General features: G+C 53.5%; 21 protein-coding genes. 10 read left to right on the top strand and 11 right to left on the bottom strand.

Going from position 1 to position 24402, the window contains the following annotated elements; genetic code table 11:
* Nucleotides 1-8: 8 nt before the first annotated feature.
* The 4 genes from DXU84_RS01455 to DXU84_RS01440 form a co-directional block, all read right to left on the bottom strand.
* Nucleotides 9-992 (bottom strand): MBL fold metallo-hydrolase, encoded by a 984-nt coding sequence (locus DXU84_RS01455; protein WP_153374625.1) that lies wholly within the window; start codon nucleotides 990-992, stop codon nucleotides 9-11.
* A gap of 33 nt (nucleotides 993-1025) precedes the next feature.
* Entirely contained in the window at nucleotides 1026-2456 is a 1431-nt protein-coding gene (phrB, locus tag DXU84_RS01450) for a deoxyribodipyrimidine photo-lyase (protein WP_153374623.1), read from the bottom strand.
* Nucleotides 2457-2477: 21 nt separating this feature from the next.
* Nucleotides 2478-3431 carry a DUF523 and DUF1722 domain-containing protein gene (locus DXU84_RS01445; protein WP_112151674.1) on the bottom strand — a complete coding sequence of 318 codons (954 nt, stop codon included), beginning with the start codon at nucleotides 3429-3431 and terminating at the stop codon, nucleotides 2478-2480.
* 183 nt (nucleotides 3432-3614) lie between these two features.
* The gene (locus DXU84_RS01440; protein WP_013576456.1) at nucleotides 3615-3821 is read right to left on the bottom strand and encodes a YbfA family protein; all 207 of its coding nucleotides are present in this window, start codon (nucleotides 3819-3821) and stop codon (nucleotides 3615-3617) included.
* 409 nt (nucleotides 3822-4230) lie between these two features.
* Between DXU84_RS01440 and DXU84_RS01435 the strand changes: the two genes are divergently transcribed.
* The 6 genes from DXU84_RS01435 to kdpE are packed head-to-tail and all read left to right on the top strand — an operon-like array spanning nucleotide 4231 to nucleotide 12132.
* Nucleotides 4231-4320 carry a K(+)-transporting ATPase subunit F gene (locus DXU84_RS01435; RefSeq protein ID WP_071823630.1) on the top strand — a complete coding sequence of 30 codons (90 nt, stop codon included), beginning with the start codon at nucleotides 4231-4233 and terminating at the stop codon, nucleotides 4318-4320.
* Nucleotides 4321-6009, top strand: coding sequence for a potassium-transporting ATPase subunit KdpA (gene kdpA, locus DXU84_RS01430; protein WP_134705804.1), 1689 nt, complete (start codon nucleotides 4321-4323; stop codon nucleotides 6007-6009).
* A gap of 43 nt (nucleotides 6010-6052) precedes the next feature.
* Nucleotides 6053-8119, top strand: a complete 2067-nt coding sequence (gene kdpB, locus DXU84_RS01425) for a potassium-transporting ATPase subunit KdpB (protein WP_013576458.1) — start codon at nucleotides 6053-6055, stop codon at nucleotides 8117-8119.
* Nucleotides 8120-8152: 33 nt separating this feature from the next.
* A complete protein-coding gene (gene kdpC, locus DXU84_RS01420) occupies nucleotides 8153-8731 on the top strand; it encodes a potassium-transporting ATPase subunit KdpC (protein WP_173362110.1) in 579 nt (192 codons plus the stop codon).
* A gap of 18 nt (nucleotides 8732-8749) precedes the next feature.
* The gene (kdpD, locus tag DXU84_RS01415; RefSeq protein ID WP_037037073.1) at nucleotides 8750-11446 is read left to right on the top strand and encodes a two-component system sensor histidine kinase KdpD; all 2697 of its coding nucleotides are present in this window, start codon (nucleotides 8750-8752) and stop codon (nucleotides 11444-11446) included.
* Complete coding sequence (gene kdpE, locus DXU84_RS01410) at nucleotides 11443-12132, top strand: two-component system response regulator KdpE (protein WP_013576461.1); 690 nt, start codon at nucleotides 11443-11445, stop codon at nucleotides 12130-12132. The genes kdpD and kdpE overlap by 4 nt, the downstream gene beginning before the upstream one ends.
* Here the strand turns inward: kdpE and DXU84_RS01405 are convergent.
* From DXU84_RS01405 to seqA, 3 genes are all read right to left on the bottom strand, one after another.
* Complete coding sequence (locus tag DXU84_RS01405; RefSeq protein ID WP_013576462.1) at nucleotides 12122-12838, bottom strand: PadR family transcriptional regulator; 717 nt, start codon at nucleotides 12836-12838, stop codon at nucleotides 12122-12124. The genes kdpE and DXU84_RS01405 overlap by 11 nt on opposite strands.
* Nucleotides 12839-13021: 183 nt before the next feature.
* Complete coding sequence (pgm, locus tag DXU84_RS01400; protein ID WP_013576463.1) at nucleotides 13022-14665, bottom strand: phosphoglucomutase (alpha-D-glucose-1,6-bisphosphate-dependent); 1644 nt, start codon at nucleotides 14663-14665, stop codon at nucleotides 13022-13024.
* A gap of 24 nt (nucleotides 14666-14689) precedes the next feature.
* Entirely contained in the window at nucleotides 14690-15241 is a 552-nt protein-coding gene (gene seqA, locus DXU84_RS01395; RefSeq protein WP_013576464.1) for a replication initiation negative regulator SeqA, read from the bottom strand.
* 241 nt (nucleotides 15242-15482) lie between these two features.
* Here seqA and ybfF point away from each other — a divergent pair, with 241 nt between their 5' ends.
* Nucleotides 15483-16265, top strand: coding sequence for an esterase (gene ybfF, locus DXU84_RS01390; protein ID WP_126125305.1), 783 nt, complete (start codon nucleotides 15483-15485; stop codon nucleotides 16263-16265).
* A gap of 261 nt (nucleotides 16266-16526) precedes the next feature.
* Nucleotides 16527-16808, top strand: coding sequence for a LexA regulated protein (gene ybfE / locus DXU84_RS01385; RefSeq protein WP_015690259.1), 282 nt, complete (start codon nucleotides 16527-16529; stop codon nucleotides 16806-16808).
* A 76-nt stretch (nucleotides 16809-16884) separates the two neighbouring features.
* Here the strand turns inward: ybfE and DXU84_RS01380 are convergent, their stop codons facing one another.
* Nucleotides 16885-18549 carry a methyl-accepting chemotaxis protein gene (locus tag DXU84_RS01380; RefSeq protein WP_015690260.1) on the bottom strand — a complete coding sequence of 555 codons (1665 nt, stop codon included), beginning with the start codon at nucleotides 18547-18549 and terminating at the stop codon, nucleotides 16885-16887.
* Between the two features lie 421 nt (nucleotides 18550-18970).
* Between DXU84_RS01380 and fldA the strand changes: the two genes are divergently transcribed.
* Together fldA and fur are read left to right on the top strand one after the other, a co-directional pair.
* Nucleotides 18971-19498, top strand: a complete 528-nt coding sequence (fldA, locus tag DXU84_RS01375; protein ID WP_013576468.1) for a flavodoxin FldA — start codon at nucleotides 18971-18973, stop codon at nucleotides 19496-19498.
* Between the two features lie 312 nt (nucleotides 19499-19810).
* Nucleotides 19811-20266 carry a ferric iron uptake transcriptional regulator gene (gene fur, locus DXU84_RS01370; RefSeq protein ID WP_013576469.1) on the top strand — a complete coding sequence of 152 codons (456 nt, stop codon included), beginning with the start codon at nucleotides 19811-19813 and terminating at the stop codon, nucleotides 20264-20266.
* Between the two features lie 128 nt (nucleotides 20267-20394).
* Here fur and chiQ read toward each other — a convergent pair whose 3' ends face one another.
* The 3 genes from chiQ to glnS form a co-directional block, all read right to left on the bottom strand.
* Nucleotides 20395-20730: a ChiQ/YbfN family lipoprotein gene (chiQ, locus tag DXU84_RS01365; RefSeq protein WP_015690261.1), complete on the bottom strand. Its 336-nt coding sequence runs from the start codon at nucleotides 20728-20730 to the stop codon at nucleotides 20395-20397.
* Between the two features lie 13 nt (nucleotides 20731-20743).
* Nucleotides 20744-22114: an OprD family outer membrane porin gene (locus DXU84_RS01360; RefSeq protein WP_223509244.1), complete on the bottom strand. Its 1371-nt coding sequence runs from the start codon at nucleotides 22112-22114 to the stop codon at nucleotides 20744-20746.
* 478 nt (nucleotides 22115-22592) lie between these two features.
* A complete protein-coding gene (gene glnS / locus DXU84_RS01355; RefSeq protein WP_015690263.1) occupies nucleotides 22593-24263 on the bottom strand; it encodes a glutamine--tRNA ligase in 1671 nt (556 codons plus the stop codon).
* Between the last annotated feature and the right edge of the window lie 139 nt (nucleotides 24264-24402).

The raw sequence follows: 24402 nt of genomic DNA, 5'->3' as shown, positions 1-24402 counted from the left end.
TGGATGGTCTACTTGATCTCTAATTTATCACCCTGCGCCATCCTGACAAAATTCACGCCCAGATTATTCCCTTTTTCCAGCTGCGCCATGATCGCCTGTTCAGGATCTGCCCCGGCTTTCAGGCTGGGTTTAACGTGGCTGATAATCACCGTCAGGCCTTTCAGCGAACCTTCGCCACCGGCGTATTGTTGCAGCGTTCCCAGCTCTTTCAGCAGCCAGTCCGGCGTCAGATGCCCAAACAGTTTGCTGTCGGGTACGCCATCGGGATACGACGTTTCGATAATCAGCCCTTTCAGCCGTTGTGCTTTCACTTCATCGCCCAGCACGCGCCACACGGTATCAAGATTTTTTGATTTCTCGACTTCATCCGGGCCGGTGTCGCCGAAGAAGGCAAAAGACTGTTTATTGCGGCTGACCAGGATCATGCTGGATGGCGTACCGCCGTGACTCAGAGGATAAATACTGCCGTCCAGACCGGTCAGTCCGAGAGAAAATCTCTGTGCCGGACGCTGCTGGTTGAGGCGATAGGTGCCGATACGTAAACCACTGCCGGAGTCGGTAAAGTTCGGCCAGACGCGACCATTGAAATAATGCTGACGCAGCGTGCCAATGGTATCGGCCATGCCGTAAATCGGTTTTTTGCTGTCTTCCGGCGAGCTGATAATCAACCCTGCAAGATGGTCGAGATGACCGTGACTGATAAAATATCCGCCAATCAGGTTGCGGAAAACCGCGCCCTGCCGGGTCAGCGGTGCAGCATTTTCGGCGGTGACCTGCGGAAAACTGCCTTTCTCCAGCGCCTTGCGGATGCCCGGTAAAACAGAACCGGCATCCAGTCCGAGATAGAGTTTTTGATCGTCACTTCTGATCAGATAGGAGGTGAGGTTACCTTCTTCGACACCGCCGTTCACGCCAAGCGCCACAACATCAAATCCCGCGTTGGCCTGGCCCGCCCAGCATGCCAGCATCATCGCCAGCAGGTATTTTTTCATCACATCGCTCCTTGTCGTGGTGAGAGAGTAAAGTCAGTCTGACCGGTTTTTTGCCGCCTCAAACGCCGCGAGCGTGTCTTTTCTCGCCTGCGCGTGATCAATAACCGGCAGCGGGTAGTCTAGCACGCGATGATGTTTTTCCGCCCAGCGATGCGGTTGATGAATGTCTCTTTCCGGCACATCCGCGAGTTCAGGCACCCAGGCTTTGATAAAGCGTCCGGCTTTATCAAAGCGTTCGCCCTGTGTCGTCGGATTGAAAATACGAAAATACGGCGCGGCGTCAGTCCCCGTCGAGGCACCCCACTGCCAGCCGCCGTTGTTGGCCGCCAGATCACCATCCAGAAGTTGCGACATGAAATAGCGTTCGCCTTCACGCCAGTTGATCAGTAAATCCTTCACCAGAAAACTGGCGACAATCATACGCAGACGGTTATGCATCCAGCCCGTCGCATTCAGCTGACGCATAGCCGCATCTACAATCGGATAACCGGTTTTCCCGTCTTTCCACGCCTGCAAATCATCGGGCGCATGACGCCAGCGCACGTTGTCAGTCCATGCAACGAACGGCTGATGTTTGCAAAGTTTCGGCCAGGCGACGATCAGATGGCGGTAAAACTCGCGCCACACCAGCTCATTCAGCCAGCCGAACGCGCCGCCGTCGGTTTTCTCCAGCACGTCCGGGCATTCGGCGCGCAGACGGTTCAGACACTGGCGCGGCGAAAGCACGCCAATGGCCAGATACGGCGAAAGCGAACTGGTGCCGTCGACCGCCGGTAAATCACGTTGTTCGAGATAATCCTGCACCTGTTCACGACAAAAACTGCGCAGCCGGTTACGCGCGGCTTCCTCGCCAATCGCAAAATGATCGCCGATATCCGCCAGCGGATAATCGAACGGCATCAGCCGGTGTGTCACCACTTTTTCAGCATTTTCTCGCGCCTGTGGCGCAGGCAGCGAACGGCTGTCAGATTCGGTCAGGCGGGATAAAAACGCGCGGCGAAAAGGCGTATAAACCTTGTACATTTCATTATTGCCGGTCATTACCGAACCCGGCGGCAGCAGCAGACTATCGTCAAAAGCGTGGCAGATTACCGATTCACTGACCGCGTTCTCCAGCGCCGCATCACGCTGACGCTCGTTGAACTCATACTGTTTATTGTAAAACAGCGCATCCACTTTTTCGGTTTTGCAGAAATCTTTCAGCCACGTCACGCTGTCGGCAAAATCATCACACTGGTGGTAATGCAGACCGATGCCACGCTCAGCCAGCGCATGCTGTAACGCCTGAAGATGTTGATAAATAAACATCGCCTGCCGCGGTGCCATTTCATGTCGTTTCCACTGTTCAGGCGTGGCAACAAATACGGCAATAACACGCGCCTGCGGGTCTTCACAGGCGGCATGCAACGCGCGATTGTCGGTTATCCGCAGGTCATTACGGAACCAGACTAAATGCGTGGTCATATTTTCCCTTTTATATCCGTATTAATGTCCGTATCGAAGTTTTAAAGCTTCCGGATAAGGCTCGAAATAACGCTGGTCAGCCAGATAGGCATCCGGGTATTCCGACATGTAATGTTTGAGCAAGGTGATCGGCGCCAGCAACGGCTGCATGCCCTGGCGATAGCGGTCGATCAGGCCCGCAAGTTCCTGACGCTGCGGCGAACTCAGCTGTTTGCGGAAATACCCCTGCACATGCATCAGCACGTTGGTGTGATTGCGGCGCGTGGCTTTGTGGAGCAACAGGTTCATCAGCCGTAACCGGTATTCAGTGAAGTAGTCCTCAAGGGAATCCCACTCTGCCATCGCAGCCACAAAGCGCCCCAGCTCACGATATTCCGGCTGAGAATGGGCCAGCAAAATGAGTTTATAACGGCTGTGAAATGCCATCAGTTTGCCGCGCGTCAGGCCACTTTCGCGAAGCTGGTTCAGTTCAAACAGCGCAAAAACGCGCTCAACAAAATTCTCCCGCAGCACCGGATCGTTTAACCGCCCATCTTCTTCCACCGGCAACCACGGATGCTGTTTCATCAGCTCGGCGGTATACATCCCGATACCGGCTTTTTTGGCATCTTTACCGTTAGCGCTGTACACCCGCACCCGCTCCATCCCGCAGCTCGGGGATTTTGCACAGACGATATAACCGCAAAGGCCGGTCAGCGGCGCTACGCGTTTTTCGGCGTAACTCTGCATCTTTTCGGTGACGTCGATGCTCTCGTCATTGCTGAAACGCATCACGATACTGTCATCCATTTTCACCAGACGCAGCGCCGGACGCGGCGTCGGTAAGCCTATCGCCATTTCCGGGCAGATCGGCTCGAACCGCACATAAGGCGCCAGTTGCTCTACGGCAAACGCCAGACGTTTATGCCCGCCATCAAAGCGGACATTTTCACCCAGCAGGCATGCACTGATACCAATCGGAATTGTTTTCGTCATTGTCGGCGCCTTGTGTCCCAGAAAGGAAAGTAAGAGGTGGTATTGATTCATCACCCTTATGTATAACTTTAGCACAAGTTATACATAAAAATAATATTGTACAGGTTTATCGACAGGCAATAAAAAACCCCGCGGGGAAACGGGGTTTCTGGCTCCTCCCCCTTCGCAGGGGAGGGAGCTAAATCAGTAAAAGTCTTGGGTCGCCATCTCGGCATGACTCAGCCATACCGGCTTATCGCTGGTTTTCATCCAGACACGGTGTAAATAGCTGTAAAAACGGGCGCGGTCAGCGCGGAACAGCATGACCGGCAGGGCCAGAACACCGGCAGCGATAACAAAAGCGCGGCGGGCCAGTATGCGGGTCATTGTGTATGGCGTGTAATCATTCATCGCGTTGCTCCTGTGCAATTTGGAAAGTTTTCGGAAACTGTAAGTTGTGAAAAATATACTGCAATTGATGAAATTTTACTACTCATCTGACCACTTTAAAGTGTAAATTTTCGCCAATTTTGGCCTGTTGCTGTAATTGAGTTACAAAATGGTTAAATAAATACGTAACCCAGGTTAACCACCAATTCCTAAGTCATTGGAGTAACAGCAAGGCAGCAGGCGAAAGCATCCCGATGAGCGGACTCAGGTCAGTGATTCGGGTTAGTGAGCGCAGGTAACGCCGCTGTGGCTTTAAGGACGAAGGAATTTTTATACTTTTTTTACACGCAGGAACGCTTTCTTTTCAGGATCTTTTCCCGCCTTTCCTTATTCTCGCCACAACATAAAAACACACCTGTGGAGGTGGATTGTGAGTGTTGGCGTAATCTGCGGCGCATTACTGGTTCTTCTGCTGCTCGGCTATCTGGTTTATGCCCTGCTGAATGCGGAGGATTTTTAAATGGCTGCAACCGGATTCTTACTGATTGCCAGTTTTATGCTGGTGCTTTTGCTGCTGGCAAAACCACTGGGTAACTTTATTGCTCAACTGATTGAAGGACAGCCCGGCGCATTTATTCAGCGCATAGAAAACGGTGTTTTACGCACGTCTGGCAGCAGCAATGCTGAAATGAACTGGTGGCAGTATGCACTGGCGATCATGGTATTTAACATTCTGGGCATTATCGTGCTGATGGCGCTGCTGATGGCGCAAGGCGTATTGCCGATGAACCCGCAGCATTTCGGCGGATTGTCATGGGATCTGGCCTTTAATACCGCAGTGAGTTTCGTGACCAACACCAACTGGCAGGCTTACAGCGGCGAAAGCACGCTGAGCTATCTCAGCCAGATGGTCGGGCTGACTGTGCAAAACTTCCTCTCCGCAGCGACCGGTATCGCCGTGGCGTTTGCCCTGATCCGCGCCTTTGCACGCCCTTCAGCACACACCATCGGCAATGCCTGGACGGATTTATGGCGCATCACACTGTATCTGCTGCTGCCGGTGTCTTTCCTGCTGGCACTGTTTTTCGTCAGTCAGGGGGTACTGCAAAACTTCGAAGCGTATCAGCACATCACCACACTGGAAGGCCTGCAACAGACCTTACCTATGGGGCCGGTGGCTTCGCAGGAAGCCATCAAAATGCTCGGCACCAACGGCGGTGGCTTCTTCGGTGCCAACTCTGCCCATCCGTTTGAGAACCCGACCGCACTGACCAACATGGTGCAGATGCTGGCGATTTTCATTATCCCTTGTGCCTTGTGCTTCGCTTTTGGCCGCGTGGTCGGCGATAACCGTCAGGGGCACGCGCTGGTCTGGGCGATGTCGGTGATTTTCGTGGTGTCGGTCGTGGTAGTGATGTACGCCGAGCTCAAAGGCAATCCGCACTTCATGGCACTTGGCGCCAGCAGCAATTTTAATATGGAAGGTAAGGAAAGCCGCTTCGGCATTCTGGCCTCCAGCCTGTACGCCGTCGTCACTACGGCGGCCTCGTGCGGTGCGGTCAACGCCATGCACGATTCCTTTACGGCACTCGGCGGTATGGTGCCGATGTGGCTGATGCAGATTGGCGAAGTGGTGTTCGGCGGCGTGGGTTCCGGTCTGTACGGCATGCTGCTGTTTGTACTGCTGACGGTGTTTATCGCCGGGCTGATGATTGGCCGTACACCGGAATATCTCGGTAAGAAAATCGACGTTTACGATATGAAGATGACCGCGCTGGCAATCCTGGTGACACCGACGCTGGTGCTGCTCGGCACGGCACTGGCGCTGGTCACCGACGCCGGTCGCGCAGGCATTTTAAACCCCGGCGCGCACGGATTCAGTGAAGTGCTGTATGCGGTGTCTTCCGCCGCCAATAACAACGGCAGTGCGTTTGCCGGGCTGAGCGTCAATACACCGTTCTACAACCTGTTGCTGGCAGCCTGTATGTTCTTCGGCCGCTTCGGCGTCATCATTCCGGTGCTGGCGATTGCCGGTTCTCTGGTGATGAAAAAACGCCAGCAGGCAGGCAACGGCACGTTGCCGACATCCGGCCCGCTGTTCATCGGTCTGCTGGTCGGTACCGTGTTGTTAGTCGGTGCACTGACCTTTATTCCGGCGCTGGCGCTGGGACCGGTGGCAGAACATTTGCAGGTCTGGTCAGCACAGTAATGCTGCGTAACTCGTTGAACTGATGAATATAGAGACTAAAAAGATGAGTCGTAAACAACGTGCGTTATTTGAACCCCGTCTGATCCGCACTGCCCTGCTGGATTCGGTGAAAAAACTGGATCCCCGTGTTCAGTGGCGCAATCCGGTGATGTTCGTGGTGTATCTGGGCAGCATTCTGACCACACTGATCTGGCTGGCAATTCTGCTGCACCGGACCGACGGCAGCGCGGCTTTTACCGGCAGCGTGTCGCTGTGGCTGTGGTTTACCGTGCTGTTCGCCAACTTCGCCGAAGCACTGGCGGAAGGCCGCAGCAAGGCGCAGGCGCAGAGCCTGAAAGGCGTGCAGAAAACCAGTTGGGCGAAAAAAATCTACGAACCACGCCCTGAATCGCCGGTGATTAAAGTCGCCGCCGATACCCTGCGCAAAGGCGATTACGTGCTGATCGAAGCAGGCGATACCGTGCCATGCGACGGTGAAGTGCTGATCGGCGGTGCATCGGTGGATGAAAGCGCCATTACCGGTGAATCTGCGCCGGTGATCCGCGAATCCGGCGGCGACTTCTCCTCGGTCACCGGCGGGACGCGCGTCTTGTCAGACTGGCTGGTGGTCGAATGTTCGGCGAACCCTGGAGATACCTTCCTCGACCGTATGATTGCGATGGTCGAAGGTGCGAAACGCCGCAAAACGCCAAACGAAGTGGCGCTGACGATTTTGCTGGTGGCGCTGACGCTGGTGTTCGTGCTGGCTACCGCCACGCTGTATCCGTTCTCGCTGTTCAGTGTTGACGCCAGTCACGCTGGTATTCCGGTGACTGTCACCGTGCTGGTCGCCCTGCTGGTGTGTCTGATCCCGACCACCATCGGCGGTTTGCTGTCGGCGATTGGCGTGGCGGGTATGAGCCGCATGCTGGAAGCGAACGTCATCGCCACCAGCGGCCGTGCGGTGGAAGCCGCCGGTGACGTGGATGTGCTGCTGCTGGATAAAACCGGCACCATCACGCTCGGTAACCGCCAGGCATCGCAGTTCCTGCCCGCGCCGCAGGTGACGGAACAGGAACTGGCCGATGCCGCGCAGTTATCCTCTCTGGCTGATGAAACGCCGGAAGGCCGCAGTATCGTGGTGCTGGCGAAGCAGCGTTTTAACCTGCGCGAACGCGATATTCATTCGCTGAATGCAACCTTCGTGCCCTTCTCCGCGCAAACCCGCATGAGCGGCGTCAACGTCGGTGACCGCAGCATCCGTAAAGGTGCGGTTGACGCTATCCGTCGCCATGTGGAATCCAACGGCGGTACCTTCCCGAAAGCCGTCGAGGGGCTGGTGGAAACCGTGGCGCGTAAAGGCGGCACGCCGCTGGTGGTAGCAGAAGGCGCTAAAGTACTGGGCGTGGTTGAGCTGAAAGATATTGTCAAAGGCGGTATCAAGGAACGCTTTGCCGAGCTGCGCAAAATGGGCATTAAAACGGTGATGATCACCGGGGATAACCGCCTGACCGCCGCCGCGATTGCCGCCGAAGCGGGCGTGGATGATTTTCTGGCGGAAGCCACACCGGAAGCCAAACTGGCATTGATTCGTCAGTATCAGTCAGAAGGTCGTCTGGTGGCGATGACCGGCGATGGTACCAACGATGCGCCGGCGCTGGCACAGGCCGATGTCGCGGTGGCGATGAACTCCGGGACGCAGGCAGCGAAGGAAGCCGGGAACATGGTCGATCTCGACTCCAACCCGACCAAGCTGATTGAAGTGGTGCATATCGGTAAACAAATGCTGATGACACGCGGCTCGCTGACCACCTTCAGTATTGCCAACGACGTGGCGAAGTATTTCGCCATTATCCCGGCGGCGTTCGCGGCAACCTATCCGCAACTCAATGCGCTGAACGTGATGCACCTGACGTCGCCGTCTTCGGCCATTATGTCGGCGGTCATTTTCAACGCCCTGGTGATTGTGTTCCTGATCCCGCTGGCGCTGAAAGGGGTGAGCTATAAAGCCATGAGTGCCGCCGCCCTGTTGCGCCGTAACCTGTGGATTTATGGTGCGGGCGGGCTGCTGGTGCCGTTTGTGGGTATCAAGCTGATAGACGTGATCCTGACCGTTTTACATCTGAGCTGATTTTTAAGGAAGACCATTATGTCCGTTACAAGAATGTCCTATGTGCGTCCGGCTCTGGTGATGACAGTTCTGCTGACGCTGGCAACTGGCGTCGTTTATCCGCTGCTGACCACCGGCGTTTCAGAGCTGGTATTTCGCCCGCAGGCGATGGGTTCGCTGATTAAAGACAGCGGCAATAAAGTGATTGGCTCAGAACTGATCGGGCAGAATTTTACCCGCAATGATTACTTCTGGGGCCGGCCGTCCGTCACCTCCGATTCGCCGTATAACCCGATGGCGTCGGCAGGGAGTAATCTGGCGGCCAGTAACCCGGCGCTGGATCAGGCAGTGAAAGACCGCGTGGCAGCGCTGCGCAAAGCCAATCCGCAAAGCCCGGCAACGGTGCCGGTGGATCTGGTGACCAGCAGCGGCAGCGGACTGGATCCGCAGATTTCAGTGGAAGCGGCACAATGGCAGGCTCCGCGCATTGCTGCCGCACGCGGGCTGCCACTGGCGCAAGTGAATAAATTGATTGATGATAATACATCATCACCGCTGATTGGTTACCTTGGCCCCGACGTCGTTAATGTGCTCGGCCTGAATCAGGCGCTGGATGAACTGAAAACCCATTAACCAACCTCACAGGATAATATGACAGAAGATCGCCCCGATCCCGACAGCCTGCTGGCGCTCGCCAACGAGAAGCCACGCGGGCAACTGAAAGTCTTTTTCGGTGCCTGCGCGGGCGTCGGTAAAACTTTTGCCATGTTGCAGGAGGCGCAGCGCCTGCGCGCCACCGGCCTCGACGTGCTGGTTGGCGTGGTGGAAACCCACGGCAGGCAGGAAACACAGGCGCTGTTGCCGGGGCTTTCTCTGTTACCGCCGAAACGCATTCAACACCGCGGACGTCAGGTGCAGGAGTTTGACCTCGATGCTGCGCTGGCCCGCCGCCCTGCCCTGATCCTGATGGACGAACTGGCGCACAGTAATGCTGCCGGTTCGCGCCATCCGAAACGCTGGCAGGATGTCGAAGAGTTACTCGATGCCGGTATCGACGTATTTACCACCGTGAACGTTCAGCATCTGGAAAGCCTGAACGATGTGGTCAGCGGCGTCACCGGCATCATTATTCGTGAAACGGTTCCCGACCGTCTGTTTGATGGCGCCAGCGAAGTCGTGCTGGTGGATTTACCCCCCGATTCCCTGCGTCAGCGCCTGAAAGAAGGCAAAGTTTATATTCCCGGTCAGGCCGAACGCGCCATCGAACACTTCTTCCGCAAAGGCAATCTGATTGCCCTGCGCGAGCTGTCCCTGCGTCGTACCGCCGACCGGGTGGACGACCAGATGCGCGAATACCGCGATGATCAGGGCATCAGCCGTGTCTGGCATACCCGCGATGCGCTGTTGCTGTGTATCGGTCACGGTGGCGGCAATGAGAAATTAGTCCGCGTCGCCTCGCGCCTTGCAGCGCGCCTCGGTTGCGTCTGGCACGCGGTGTATGTCGAAACCCCGCGTCTGCACCGTTTACCTGAAGGTCAGCGTCGCGCCATTTTGCGTTCCCTGAAACTGGCGCAGGAACTGGGGGCAGAAACTGCCACGCTCTCCGATCCGCAGGAGGAACAGGCGATTTTGCGTTACGCCCGCGAACATCGTTTGGGCAAAATCATGACCGGCAGACGCCGTGAAAAGCGCTGGAAATTCAGCGCCAGTTTTGCTGATAAGCTGGCGGAAATCGCGCCCGATCTCGATTTAATCGTCGTCGGGCTGGAAGATGCACCGGTCACGCCCCTGCGCAAAGAGCAGGACTCGCGCACGTTTGCTGATCGCTTCAGTCGCCAGTTGTGGGGCTGTGCACTGGCCGTGGCGCTGTGCGCGGTGATCACCGTGATGTCGCAATGGCTGGTGCCGACGTTCGATCAGGCCAATCTGGTGATGGTGTATCTGCTCGGCGTGGTGATTGTCGCGCTGTTTTATGGCCGCTGGCCGTCGGTGCTGGCGGCGGTGATTAACGTCATCAGCTTTGATCTGTTTTTCGTGCAACCCCGTGGCTCGCTGGCGGTGACTGACGCGCAATATCTGGTGACTTTCGGCGTGATGCTGACTGTCGGCATACTGATCGGGAACCTGACAGCAGGGGTGCGTTATCAGGCGCGTATCGCCCGTCACCGTGAAAAGCGTGCGCAGCATCTGTATGAAATGTCCAAAGGGCTGAGCCAGTCGCTGACGCCGGAAGCCATCGCGCAGACCAGCCGCCACTTTATTTCTTCCAGTCTGAATGCCAAAACCGCCATTTTGCTGCCGCAGGAGAACGGTGAACTGGCGCAGCCTGCGGGTGAAATCACCTCGATTGTGGTGGATGACGCTATCGCCCGCTGGAGTTTCGACAAAAAACTGCCAGCCGGTGCGGGCACGGATACCCTGCCTGGCGTGCCGTACCAGCTTCTGCCGCTGATTGCATCCGGCGAATCACGCGGCCTGCTGGCGGTCGAACCGCCGAATATCCGTCAGTTGTTAGTGCCTGAACAGCAGCGTCTGTTGCAGACCTTTACCGTGCTGATTGCCAATGCGCTTGAACGTCTGCATCTGGCTGCCCGCGCGGAAACGGCACGGCTGGAAACCGAACGCGAACAATTGCGCAACTCGCTGCTTTCAGCGCTTTCCCACGATTTACGTACCCCACTGACGGTGCTTTTCGGGCAGGCGGAAATCCTTACGCTGGATCTGGCGTCGGAGGGCTCGAAGCACGCACCGCAGGCCAGCCAGATCCGCCAGCAGGTGCTGAGCACCACGCGGCTGGTGAATAATCTGCTGGATATGGCGCGCATTCAGTCCGGCGGATTTAATTTGCGCAAAGAGTGGCAGTCAGTGGAAGAAATCACCGGCAGCGCATTGCGGATGCTCGAACCCGTACTGGCGCACGACAACATCGAAATTGATTTGCCGAAGGAAATGGTGTTGGTTAACTGCGATGCCAGCCTGATTGAACGGGTGCTGATCAATTTGCTGGAAAATGCCCATAAATATGCCGGAACCGGTGCGACAATTGGCATTAAAGCCACGCCGCTGGATGAATGGCTGGAGATGGAAGTCTGGGATAACGGCCCTGGTATTCCGGCTGGCGCCGAGCACACCATTTTCGAAAAATTCGCCCGCGGTAATAAAGAATCCGCCATTCCGGGTGTGGGGTTGGGATTAGCGATTTGTCGTGCCATTATTGAGGTGCACGACGGACGGATCTGGGCGGAAAATGGCCCGAACGGCGGTGCGCGTTTTCGTTTCAGGCTGCCGCTCGAGGCATCGCCGGAGATGGAAAGTGACATGGAATCAGACATCGACGAGGTATCGTGAGCGCATCCCCGATAAATATTTTAATTGTTGAAGACGAAAAAGAGATCCGCCGCTTTGTGCGTACGGCACTGGAGGCGGAAGGCCTGCGGGTGTTTGAAAGTGAAACGCTGCAACGCGGGCTGATTGAGGCCGGCACGCGTAAACCGGATCTGGTTATTCTCGACCTCGGATTACCAGACGGTGACGGCCTGACCTATATTCGTGATTTGCGCCACTGGAGCGCCATCCCGATTATTGTGCTGTCGGCACGCACCCGTGAGGAAGACAAAATTGCCGCGCTGGATGCCGGTGCCGATGATTTTCTCACCAAGCCGTTTGGCGTCGGTGAACTGCTGGCGCGGGTTCGTGTGGCCCTGCGCCGCCATACGGGCAGCGCGCAGGAAAGCCCGCTGGTGACGTTTTCTGATGTGACGGTAGATTTGATCAACCGGCGCGTACAGCGTAACGGTGATGATTGTCATCTGACGCCGATTGAGTTTCGTCTGCTGGCCGAACTGCTGGCGAACAGCGGCAAAGTCATTACTCAGCGTCAGTTACTGAGCCACGTATGGGGCCCGAATTACGTCGAACACAGCCATTATCTGCGCATCTACATGGGGCATTTGCGCCAGAAACTGGAAGCCGACGCCACCCGGCCACGTCATTTACTGACCGAAACCGGCGTGGGCTATCGCTTTATGCCTTAGGTTCGTCAGTCTGCGGTTTGGTTTCGGCAAATTCGGCTTCCAGACTTTCTGCAGCCTGCTGCAAAATCGCACTCACCCGCACCACCTGTTCCGGCGTTAAATCCGCACGCATCATGTTACCGCGCAGTGCATGCCTCAGGCGGTGCATCGACTCATGAATGCCCTCTGCCAGGTTGTTTTCACGCGGACGCTGCGCGCCAGCCAGACGGGCAAAAATCACATCAACCACCGCCTGATGTTGCGCCAGTTCCACTTTACCGGCTTCGGTGATCTGATAACTTTTCCGGCCATTACCTGTGGCGACAGGCTCGAGGAAATCCTGCTCTTCCAGCAGCGTCAGCGTCGGATAAATCACGCCAGGGCTTGGTACGTAAAGACCTGACGATGCCTCTTCAATCGCTTTGATCAACTCATAACCATGGCTCGGTTTTTTCGCCACCAGCGCCAGCAGGACGCGGCGTAAATCACCGTGTTCGAACAGACGATGTACACCGCGCTCGCCACGACCACCCCGACGACCATCGCCACGCCCGCGATGTTCACGCCCTTCCTCACCCCTGTCTTCCCCACGATGACGACCATCACGGCGTAACATATGACGCTCGCTGTGATCACTGCGTTCTGATTCATGACGGCAATGACCGCGATGCCCTTCTTCCCGGCTACCGTGACCGCGATGGCGGCCTTCAAACATTTTGCTAAACATAATTTATGTCCCATTTAGATATATCGAATCATTTCGATATATCTAAACTAGATCGGTTTTCAGAAACTGGCAAGCCGAAAAATGCATTTAGATAACTCTTTTTGATGTCTGAACTTCCGGCAAAAAATGGACAAAAAAAAAGCGCTGAATAATCAGCGCCTTTGATGAGAAGCAGAGAACGGCTTATTTAGCGTCGGCAAGCACTTTGCTGACGATTTCTACCGCTTCTTTCTCGATTTGCTCACGGTGTTCAGCACCGAGGAAGCTTTCACAATAAATCTTGTAAGCTTCTTCTGTACCGGACGGACGGGCCGCGAACCAGCCGTTTTTGGTCATCACTTTCAGGCCGCCGATGGACGCGCCGTTGCCCGGTGCGTTGGTCAGACGGGCGGTGATCGGGTCACCGGCCAGCGTGTCGGCTTTCACCTGTTCAGGAGAAAGTTTAGACAACGCGGCTTTCTGCGCATGAGTCGCAGGTGCCTGAATACGGTTGTAGCTTGGTGCGCCAAAGCGGGCAGCCAGCTCATTGTAATGTTCCTGCGGGTTCTTACCGGTAACGGCAGTAATTTCCGCCGCCAGCAGGCACATGATGATGCCGTCTTTGTCGGTAGACCACGGCGTGCCGTCGAAACGCAGGAAAGAAGCCCCTGCACTTTCTTCGCCACCAAAACCGAAGCTGCCGTCAAACAAACCATCAACGAACCATTTGAAACCAACCGGCACTTCCACCAGTTTACGGCCCAAATCTTCCACCACGCGGTCGATCATCGCACTTGAGACCAGCGTTTTACCGACGGCAACGTCTTTGCCCCACTGCGGACGGTGCTGGAACAGATACTGAATCGCCACCGCCAGATAATGGTTCGGGTTCATCAGACCCGCAGGCGTCACGATACCGTGACGGTCATAGTCAGGATCATTAGCAAAGGCCAGATCGAATTTATCGCGCAGCGCCAGCAGACCCGCCATTGCGGATTCGGACGAGCAGTCCATACGGATCACGCCGTCGTGGTCGAGATGCATGAAACGGAAAGTCTGATCGACTTCATCGTTCACCAGCGTCAGATCCAGTTTGTAATGCTCCGCGATGCGTTTCCAGTATTCGATACCGGAACCGCCGAGGGGATCCACCCCCAGTTTCAGACCCGCTTTCTGAATCGCAGCCATATCAACGATGTCGGTCAGCCCTTCGATAAACGGCTGAACCAAATCTTTCGCTGTCAGATGACCACTTTTCCACGCCAGATCCAGAGACTGACGTTTCACACCTGTCAGTTTCGCGGCCAGCAATGCGTTAGCACGTTTCTCAATCACGGAGGTCAGGTTGGTATCCGCCGGACCGCCGTTGGTCGGGTTATATTTGATGCCGCCATCTTCCGGTGGGTTGTGCGAAGGCGTGATGACGATGCCATCCGCCAGCGCGCCGCCGTTACGGTTATGCGTCAGAATGGCGTGAGACACAGCCGGTGTCGGCGTAAACCCGTTGTTTTCCTGAACAATGACATCAACGCCATTGGCGGTCAGCACTTCCAGCACGGAAATAAACGCCGGTTCAGACAACGCGTGCGTGTCTTTACCCACGTAGCATGGCCCGGTGGTGCCCTGCTCTTTACGCACTTCGGCAATCGCCTGAGCAATCGCCAGAATATGCGCTTCATTAAAGCTGTGACGCAACGCGCTACCGCGATGGCCGGACGTGCCGAATTTCACAGCATGCGCCGTGTTTGCCGGATCCGGTTGCAGAACGTAGTACTGTGACGTTAACTGCGCCACATTGATCAAATCGCTTTGCTGAGCAGGTTGCCCTGCACGGGGGTGATTAGCCACTGGCGCTTCTCCCTTACGCTGAAATTAAAGGGTGCCGCAAACTTTGTCAGTCAGTTCCGTCGGGAACTGCATGAGCTGCATGATGTGTTCAATCATGCTGCGTTTGCGACCTGTGTTGGTATTCGTAATAACCCAATACGGCGTTCCGGGAACGTGTTTAGGCTTGGTATGAATGCCGTTTTGCAGCAAGGTTTGCTGGTCACCGGCAAAGTAAGTCCGCGTGCGCCCGGTCAGAGAGTCGGTCGCCGTCGCAAATTCTTTAGGGTTCAGGGTATACAAGGTCGAGAGGATCAGCATAAAACGGTTAACCGCTTTAGTCTGTTCTGCGTATTCGTCGGACAGCAACAGTTCACGAACGGCGCGGACTTTATCACGCGACGTCGGTGCGGCGGCGGCAGGTTTTTCCTGCGCGACAGTTCCGGCGATAACAGAAGTGGTCACTGGTACGGCAGGAGCGGTCTGACCGGCAGTAAACTTCAACATACGGCGTAAAATATCAGACGCACTTTCACCGATTGCTTGCGTGTGGCTGGCAATGTAGCGGTAGAGTTCTTCGTCAACCTCAATAGTTTTCATCTTTATCCAGTACTGTTTTTCTACTTAATTCATTCGAAAGGATTATACAAATTTCTACGCAGTAACAAACAGAGGAATTGCGCCGCGAAGTAAAATCCAGACAACTTCCCGATTTTGCTGCATGCAGGCTCCGGCCCGTTCTGCTCCTGGTAGTCAAATCCCGCTCAGGCATCTGGCAGAAACTTTCTGTTTTAAAAAATTATCCGCAAGTCATGATAACCTAATGAGATTGTTTATCTGTATGAACTTCTCTATGAAATTACATTATCGCCTGCAAGAATCTGAAGTCGCTGACAGCACTGCACTGCCGGTTTTGCTCATCCACGGATTGTTCGGCACCCTTGATAATCTGGGCATTCTGGCCCGGGACCTGAGACAACAGCATAACGTGTTACAGGTGGATTTGCGTAATCACGGCCAGTCAGGACGTTCTGATGAAATGTCTTACGCCGCCATGGCGCAGGATTTAGTGGAAACGCTGGATGCTGTTGGTTTCCAAAAAGTCATTGTGATCGGCCATTCAATGGGTGGGAAAGCGGCGATGGCGTTGACGGCACTGATCCCCGACCGTATCGAAAAGTTGATCGCCATTGATGTCGCGCCGGTGGATTATCACGTGCGTCGCCATGATGAGATTTTTGCGGCGATTAATGCCGTGACCGAGGCAGGACTCCGCGACCGTACCTCCGCTACCGAATGCATGCGTACGTATATAAAGGAAGACGGCGTGATCCAGTTCCTGCTCAAATCATTCCAGCAGGGAGAATGGCGCTTTAACGTGCCGGTGCTGCTCAGTGAATACGAAACTATTACCGGCTGGGAAGACGTGCCTCCGTGGGATCACCCGGCGCTGTTTATCCGTGGCGGGCTATCGCCGTATGTGCAGGATGAATATCGCGACGCGATTGCCCGACAATTTCCGCAGGCCAAAGCGCATGTGGTGGCGGGAGCCGGTCATTGGGTGCACGCGGAAAAACCCGATGCAGTACTGCGCGCGGTGCACCGTTTCATCGATGCGGCCTGAGGTTTAACATCCTGGGGATAAATTGTGCAAAAAGTCTGCACAACTTAAGAAGTTATCATGAAATCAGGGTAATCAGGCGTTGTGAACCCCTGGTGCGCCAGTGTATGATTGCGCGCTATAATTTTGCCGCCCCGTTTACTCACAGTGAGTCGCGGGAGGTGAATTGGGTCAGGGTTTCTTAGCCCGAAATGTGTGAAACGCTCGTCAGGAACCGGCTTGCGGTTTTCCGATGTAAAAACTTCCCTGGTTGTACCGCTACCTATGGCAAAAGAACAACTGGATCGCACGACGATTGATCTGTTCGCAGATGACCGTCGTCCGGGGCGTCCAAAAACAAATCCGCTATCCCGTGATGAACAGCTCAGGATCAATAAGCGCAACCAGTTACGCCGCGATAAAGCGAGCGGCCTGCGTCGTGTGGAGCTGAAAATGAATGCCGATGCTGTTGATATGCTCAATAAGCTGGCAGAAGAACGCAATATCAGTCGTAGCGAATTGATTGAAGAGATGCTGCTGTCGCATCTTAACGGTCATGAAGGCTGATTGAAAAGCGGGTAACCCTCTCAGGCTACCCGTTTGTTTTTTCTTACTTATTCCATATTAATTCACGTCTTCCTGCTCAGAACGTTTCCCAGTTTTCAGCACTTTTCGCCGAAAGCATGCTGGTATCCGGACGCAATAACGGTGCGGAAATTGACTTCCCCGGACGTGAACCGACGCTCGTCACGCTATCTTTAAGTTTGAACGTAGCAACGGCATTGTTCAGCAATGAAGCCTGCTCTTCCAGTGATACTGCAGCCTGCGACGCCTGTTCTACCAGCGCGGCGTTCTGCTGTGTGACGCTGTCCATTTCTGTGACGGCAACCGCCACCTGACTGATTCCTTTGCTTTGCTCATCGGATGCAGAGGCGATTTCCGCCATGATGTCAGTGACATGCGTAATTGAGCGCACCACTTCATTCATCGTCTGACCGGCGTTTTCAACCAATTTCGAACCGCTGTCGACGCGGGAAACCGATTCGCTGATGAGCTGCTCGATTTCTTTCGCCGCCTGCGCACTGCGTTGTGCAAGATTGCGCACTTCGCTGGCAACCACTGCAAAACCGCGCCCCTGCTCGCCCGCACGTGCCGCTTCGACGGCAGCATTCAGCGCCAGAATGTTGGTCTGGAAAGCGATGCTGTTAATCACAGAAGTGATTTCAGCAATTTTCTTCGAGCTGCCGGAGATATCTTTCATGGTGCTGACCACGTCTGCCACGATGTTGCCGCCCTTCTGCGCGGTGGTGGAAGCCTCCATCACCAGCTGGCTGGCGTGATGCGCGTTATCGGCATTGTGTTTAACGGTAGCCGTCAGTTCTTCCATGCTGGCAGCGGTTTCTTCCAGCGCCGACGCCTGTTCTTCCGTACGGGAAGACAAATCGTTGTTCCCGGCTGAAATTTCTGACGCGCCCTGATAGATGTGATTGGTGCAGTTGCGGATGGTCTGAACGGTATTGACCAGGCTCAACTGCATCTCGTTCAGCAACGGAATCAGCTTACCGGCGCAGTTTTTACCGAATTCTTCCAGATAAAACGTCAGATCGCCGCTGGCGATCACCGCGAAGTGACCGCGGATTTTATCCAGCGGCTTCACCAGCGCCATCACCAGATAACGGTCAGTCAGCAATAAAATCACCAGCCCGATACCAAATGCCGTCAGCAGAATCACTTTGCTAAATGACGTCAGATGGGTGGATTGCCGTTGTGCCGCATCAAAATCGACAGCGATCTGACCGCTGACTTTTTCCATTGATGAGCCAAAGCTGCGGCTCAGTGCAGGCACGGTGGAATTGGCTAGCTGGTTATAGGACTCCGTATTTTTGCTGCGGGCTGCGTCGAACAATGGCGTGACGCCCTGCGTGATCAGATTTTCCCAACTGGTGATTAATTCCTGCACGGAGGAATCTTCCAGCCCCGGATGCGGTGCCGCTTTAAAACTGGCCAGAGCCTGCGTCAGCCCGCTGAGTGATTGTTTGGCGGTATCAAAAATTTCCGGACCTTTTGACGGATCGGCCTGAAGCTGTGCCACGGCGCGGCTCAGGCGCGTCACGGTACGAAAATACTGATCATTTCCTTTATTGATCAGCGCCATATTGTTGACCAGCTCGGTACTATTTTTGGTATTTTGGGTCAGTGTGTCCAGTGAGGTGACGGTGTAAAGGGAAACACCTGCCCACATGACGCAAAAGATGCCAAGAATGGTTAATAAAGCGGCCCTGATGGTGATATTTTTTAAAAACTGCACGATATGCCTCTCTCGAAACATGTCTGTTTCTGGCCTGAGGATTGACGGGGATGCGGAGAATCAAGACAGGTAACCAGCAGGCAAGTGCCCCAGGACATGTTTGAACACCTCTCCGGGCATCGATTTCTTTATTATGTTGAGATTGCTCCCGAATCATCTATCGGCGGAATGTTCTCGAAATTTAGTATTGTGACGACTTATTTCTCAAACTTGCTTTTGACCTTATTAAGCCTGAGGTTAATTCGCCGCAGGTGAAAGCACACAAAGGCGATAACACATAAAAATATTGCCCGATAAACTTATTTCCCAGTTAAGAAGGCGAGCAGAAGCATATTCTCCGCCGCACGAGTTTGCTATCATCTGCATTATTATTGCCTGCGTTGCAGAGCACTTCATTGAGAACAAGAGGTTAGGTAATCTTATGGCCGTTGTAGGTATCTTCTTTGGATCCGATACAGGTAACACCGAAAACATCGCAAAAATGATCCAGAAGCAATTGGGTAAAGATGTTGCAGAGGTGCATGACATTGCGAAGAGCAGCAAAGAGGATCTGGAAAAATTCGATATTTTGCTTATCGGCATTCCAACCTGGTATTACGGTGAAGCGCAGTGTGACTGGGACGACTTTTTCCCAACGCTGGAAGAGATAGATTTCGAAGGTAAGCTGGTGGCACTGTTTGGTTGCGGTGACCAGGAAGACTACGCCGAATATTTCTGCGATGCGCTGGGCACCGTGCGCGATATCATTGAGCCACGCGGCGCAGTGATTGTCGGACATTGGCCTACCGAAGGTTACCACTTTGAAGCATCTAAAGGCCTGGCGGATGATAAGCACTTCATAGGACTGGCAATTGACGAAGATCGTCAGCCCGAACTGACCAGCGAACGTGTTGATGCCTGGGTGAAACAGATCACAGAAGAACTTAGCCTTTCTGAAATTATTGGCTAAAAACCCTGTTGGCCCTGAGGATTTATTCTACAATTGAAGGGCCAAACTATTACTGAAATTAACAATTTAACTGCTACAAAATTGTAACTTTCGGTCGTATCAAGGTACACTGAGTTCCTCTGTTTTTTCTATTGATCAAGTCGTTGCATTCCAAATGTGACCGGCAATTTGTGATCTTTATTAACAGGCTGTCGTTGACGAGAATTGGCACATTGCGTTAAACGAAGAGACTAAACGAATAATTTTGTGCCGCCGATGCCACAGGCTGCATGCCTCAACTTGATTAGCACATAGTAACAGGACTGAATCCGCATGACTGACAACAACACCGCACTGAAGAAAGCCGGCTTAAAAGTCACGCTTCCGCGCCTCAAAATCCTGGAAGTGCTGCAAGCGCCGGAAGGTCATCACGTTAGTGCGGAAGATCTTTACAAGCAACTGATTGATATGGGTGAAGAAATTGGCCTGGCGACGGTTTACCGCGTTCTGAACCAGTTTGACGACGCCGGTATTGTCACCCGTCATAACTTCGAAGGCGGCAAGTCCGTATTCGAACTGACCCAGCAACATCACCACGACCACCTGATCTGTCTGGATTGCGGTCGTGTGATCGAATTCCGTGACGAATATATTGAAGGTCGTCAGCGTGAGATTGCTAAGAAACACGGTATCAAGCTCACCAACCACAGCCTGTATCTGTACGGCCACTGTGAAGCAGGCGATTGCCGCGAAGATGACTCTTTGCACAACGATAAACCTGCGCAGTAATCTGCACAGGCTTTGACTAAATTAACCGCTGAAAAGCGGTTTTTTTATGTCTGATATCGACGCAGATTGAGCCCGGATAGCAGGCATAAAAAACCCCGGCAAGCCGGGGTATGTTTCGCTGCTGAGATTCACGGCTTAGGTGAATTGTTCGTTTTTATTTCCTGCCAGATTTTCCCGCAATCAGCAGCATATGCCTGACCGTCGCCAGTTTTACGCGCCGTCAGACATCGCTGATAATCCACCACGCGCACCGTCTCCTGTTCTGCAAATTGCTGGTGGGCTTTTTCCTGTTTCAGTTTATTCAGTAACACCTCGCAGGATGCCAGTTTGTCCGGATTGCCTTCTGACGTATTGATACAGGCACGGTAATCTTCCCGCGTTTGGGATATTTGTGCCTGATCGGCGGTGGGTGCACAACCGGCCAGCAAAACAGCCGAAACCATGATCATCAGTAATTTATTCATCGACATAGCGACCTCAGAAAATAGTAAATGGAGCGATAACGATGAATTTCACGTCTTTTTCATCCTGGAAAATGTTGCCGTAACCGCCGCCCCAGCTCGGTATGTCCGAATGGTTGTCGTACTGGGTGTAATGCAGTTTGAACAACGTCCCTTTGGCGCGCCCTTCCTGAATGGTGTACAGCGCATCCAGGCTCCATGCGCTTTCTTTCAGACGCTGGCTCTGGTCATAAGCGGCGTTGGTGCTCGGTTTGGCATCCCAGGCATAGACGTACGAACCACCGACCGCGAAGCCCGGTAAATCCCATTTCGCCAGATCATACAATACGCCTGCATATACTGCTTTTTCACCGTTGGCGTTGAAGTCCGAGCGGTTGTCCCACCACACATCAAGACGGCCGTTTGAGGAAGAATAAGTCGGGGTCATGCGCTGCAGGAAGTAGCCCTGATTCCCTTCCGCTTTCACCATCGTCCCTTCCAGACGCCAGTTAAACTGCCCGGTGGTATAGCCAAAGGTCAGTGCCTGCAACCATGCCAGACCGTCATACAGACTGTTCGGATCATTCTTGTCACTGATGCGGTCTTCTGCACCATAGAACTGATAGCTGGTGGTCAGCGGATTGCCCAGCAGATCCATTTTGTACGAGGCCTTAGCAAAGTACTGATCGACATAACTTTCAGCCTGGCCAAATGCGCCTTCCAGTACGAAGTCATTTTTAAAATCATATTTCGCACCGAGCGAATGAATATAAGAAACGCCGGTTTTCTTGTCATTCTGGCGGAAATCATCCATTTCCAGATGCCACGGCGATTTATATTCATCAGCCCACATATAGGAGAAACTCAGTTCACCCGGGTCACCGAAATCGTGTTTATAACCGGCTTCCGCACCGCGATACGTACCCGGCATAAAGCTCCAGTGCGGTGCGATCAGCGTCTGTCCGGTAGGCTGAATATACCCTGCGTGCCCCCAGAATCCGCCATATTTGAATTTACCGGCTGCCTTATAAAGACTGACCCCACTTTTATCCCCGGAGTAATCTTCGTCGTAGGCGCGGTTGCTGTTAGAAAAGGCGATTTCGTTGGGATGGCCGCTCTCGCTGCTCTCGGCCATTTCAATCGCCGTAAAGGCTGCGATATCAATACCAAACATGTCCCAGGCATAGCCGGAAGAAAAATCGAGGTTCAGGTTAGCGGTAGAATGCGAAAGGTTGGTTGTATAGTCTTTGTAGTGGTCACTCGCCGGATCCATGTCCTTGCGGTCACGTTCACGCTGCCAGTAGTACACACCGCCGGTCAGTGTGGAATCATCAATAAAACCGGCTGCTTTGGTCTCTTGTGAAAACATCATTCCGCCACCCAGTAAGGTGCCGGCGAGAGAATACATGGCAGGTTTCAGGTAAGCCGATCCCCTGCCCCTGTTACGGTGCTTGTGCATAGAGATTCCTCATGTTGACTAAAAAAACGAGCAAAACCCAAACGGGTATAAAAAGCGGTCGCCAGAGGCGTAACCGGTTAAATCAACATCAAGAGTATTTTTCGCGACGCGAATTATCAATGAGTAATTAATCATTAATTATCGAAATATGACAAAGTGCACATAAAGATGAAAAAGCATTACAGAGGTATGCAGGAAAGGATTAAAGCAATGGACTATAATAATATATAATTAAAACATACGATTAAACAAAATCATCTTACAGTTTAAACGTTTCAGCAATATGAACGGCTGTGGCACAACGTTTTAAAAGTAAGCATAGGAAATACATTAATTCGCGACGAAAAACAAAAGGCATCTCTGACAAGAATAACAGGCGAAAAAAAACGCAGCCTGAACTGCGTTTTTATTACCTCATACTGAGGGCTTACGCGACGGGTTTGCTTTCCCAGGTATCACGCAGGCCAACGGTACGGTTAAACACCAGATGTTCAGCACTTGAGTAGCGATTGTCGGCACAGAAGTAACCTTCACGCTCAAACTGCAGGCTGATTTCAGCCTGTGCAGCCACCAGTGATGGCTCCACGAAACCGTGGGAAATCACCAGGGAATCCGGGTTGATGGTGGTCAGGAAGTCTTCCGCCTGGCCCGGGTTTGCGACGCTGAACAGACGGTCATACAGGCGGAACTCAGCCGGTTTGCCTTCAGACGCGGACACCCAGTGGATCACGCCTTTCACCTTGCGGCCATCGGCAGGATCTTTGCTCAGCGTGTCGATATCGTAAGAACAGAAGATAGTGGTGATATTCCCTTCCTCGTCTTTCTCGATACGTTCTGCTTTGATCACATACGCATTACGCAGGCGCACTTCTTTGCCCAACACCAGACGCTTGTACTGCTTGTTGGCTTCTTCGCGGAAATCAGCCTGATCGATGTAAATCTCACGGGTAAACGGCACTTCGCGGGTGCCCATTTCCGGTTTGCCCGGATGATTCGGCATCTTCACCATCTGCACATCATCACCGGTAAAGTTTTCAATGATCACTTTAACCGGATTGATAACCGCCATGGCGCGCGGTGCGTTCTCGTTGAGATCGTCACGGATGCAAGATTCCAGCGCCATCATTTCAACGTTGTTATCCTGCTTGGTAACGCCGATACGACGGCAGAATTCACGGATAGATGCCGCGGTATAGCCCCGGCGACGCAGACCTGAAACGGTCGGCATGCGCGGGTCATCCCAGCCTTCAACAATCTTCTCGGTCACCAGCAGGTTCAGCTTGCGCTTGGACATGATGGAGTATTCGAGATTCAGACGGGAGAATTCGTACTGACGCGGGTGGCATGGAATAGAAATATTATCCAGAACCCAGTCGTACAGACGACGGTTATCCTGGAATTCCAGCGTACACAGCGAATGGGTGATCCCTTCCAGCGCATCGGAAATGCAGTGGGTGAAATCGTACATCGGATAGATGCACCATTTTTTACCGGTCTGGTGATGTTCTGCGAATTTAATACGGTACAGAACCGGATCACGCATCACAAAGAATGGCGAGGCCATATCGATTTTTGCACGCAGACACGCAGCGCCTTCGGCGAACTCACCGTTACGCATTTTTTCAAATAACGCAATGTTCTCTTCCACGGTGCGATCGCGGTACGGGCTGTTTTTACCCGGCGACGTCAGGGAGCCGCGATATTCACGGATCTGGTCAGGAGACAGTTCATCAACATACGCCAGACCTTTGTTGATCAGTTCAAGCGCATAAGCATGCAGTTGATCAAAATAGTCCGAGGAGTAATGAATATCGCCGCTCCAGTCGAAACCTAACCACTGGACGTCGCGTTTGATTGACTCAACGAATTCGATGTCTTCTTTTGCCGGGTTGGTATCGTCAAAACGCAGATTACACTGGCCCTGATAGTCTTGCGCGATGCCGAAATTCAGGCAGATAGATTTCGCATGACCGATGTGCAGATAACCATTAGGCTCAGGTGGGAAACGGGTGTGAACGGTATTGTGTTTCCCGGTCGCCAGATCTTCATCAATAATCTGACGGATAAAATTTGTTGGGCGGGCTTCAGCCTCACTCATTGTGCAATTCCTCTACGCAACATTGACTCTACGGATAACCGCTTATGTTCCAACAAGCCACGCCGGGAAACAACCGTTAGTTGCATTAAATCGTGGTTATCTCTGCTGCCTCTGTCCTCAGACAATAAAAAGCGGGAAG

Source organism: Rahnella sp. RcJ3 (genome assembly GCF_009498575.1).
GTDB classification, from domain to species: domain Bacteria; phylum Pseudomonadota; class Gammaproteobacteria; order Enterobacterales; family Enterobacteriaceae; genus Rahnella; species Rahnella aceris.
Note: the sequence above shows the minus strand (reverse complement) of the source record. Positions and strands in the feature narration are given on the sequence as shown.

Coding starts and splice junctions, on each gene's coding strand:
- DXU84_RS01455 (WP_153374625.1), bottom strand. CDS start 992: ATGAAAAAATACCTGCTGGCGATGATGCTGGCATGCTGGGCGGGCCAG.
- phrB (WP_153374623.1), bottom strand. CDS start 2,456: ATGACCACGCATTTAGTCTGGTTCCGTAATGACCTGCGGATAACCGAC.
- DXU84_RS01445 (WP_112151674.1), bottom strand. CDS start 3,431: ATGACGAAAACAATTCCGATTGGTATCAGTGCATGCCTGCTGGGTGAA.
- DXU84_RS01440 (WP_013576456.1), bottom strand. CDS start 3,821: ATGAATGATTACACGCCATACACAATGACCCGCATACTGGCCCGCCGC.
- kdpA (WP_134705804.1), top strand. CDS start 4,321: ATGGCTGCAACCGGATTCTTACTGATTGCCAGTTTTATGCTGGTGCTT.
- kdpB (WP_013576458.1), top strand. CDS start 6,053: ATGAGTCGTAAACAACGTGCGTTATTTGAACCCCGTCTGATCCGCACT.
- kdpC (WP_173362110.1), top strand. CDS start 8,153: ATGTCCTATGTGCGTCCGGCTCTGGTGATGACAGTTCTGCTGACGCTG.
- kdpD (WP_037037073.1), top strand. CDS start 8,750: ATGACAGAAGATCGCCCCGATCCCGACAGCCTGCTGGCGCTCGCCAAC.
- DXU84_RS01405 (WP_013576462.1), bottom strand. CDS start 12,838: ATGTTTAGCAAAATGTTTGAAGGCCGCCATCGCGGTCACGGTAGCCGG.
- seqA (WP_013576464.1), bottom strand. CDS start 15,241: ATGAAAACTATTGAGGTTGACGAAGAACTCTACCGCTACATTGCCAGC.
- ybfF (WP_126125305.1), top strand. CDS start 15,483: ATGAACTTCTCTATGAAATTACATTATCGCCTGCAAGAATCTGAAGTC.
- ybfE (WP_015690259.1), top strand. CDS start 16,527: ATGGCAAAAGAACAACTGGATCGCACGACGATTGATCTGTTCGCAGAT.
- fldA (WP_013576468.1), top strand. CDS start 18,971: ATGGCCGTTGTAGGTATCTTCTTTGGATCCGATACAGGTAACACCGAA.
- fur (WP_013576469.1), top strand. CDS start 19,811: ATGACTGACAACAACACCGCACTGAAGAAAGCCGGCTTAAAAGTCACG.
- chiQ (WP_015690261.1), bottom strand. CDS start 20,730: ATGAATAAATTACTGATGATCATGGTTTCGGCTGTTTTGCTGGCCGGT.
- DXU84_RS01360 (WP_223509244.1), bottom strand. CDS start 22,114: ATGTATTCTCTCGCCGGCACCTTACTGGGTGGCGGAATGATGTTTTCA.
- glnS (WP_015690263.1), bottom strand. CDS start 24,263: ATGAGTGAGGCTGAAGCCCGCCCAACAAATTTTATCCGTCAGATTATT.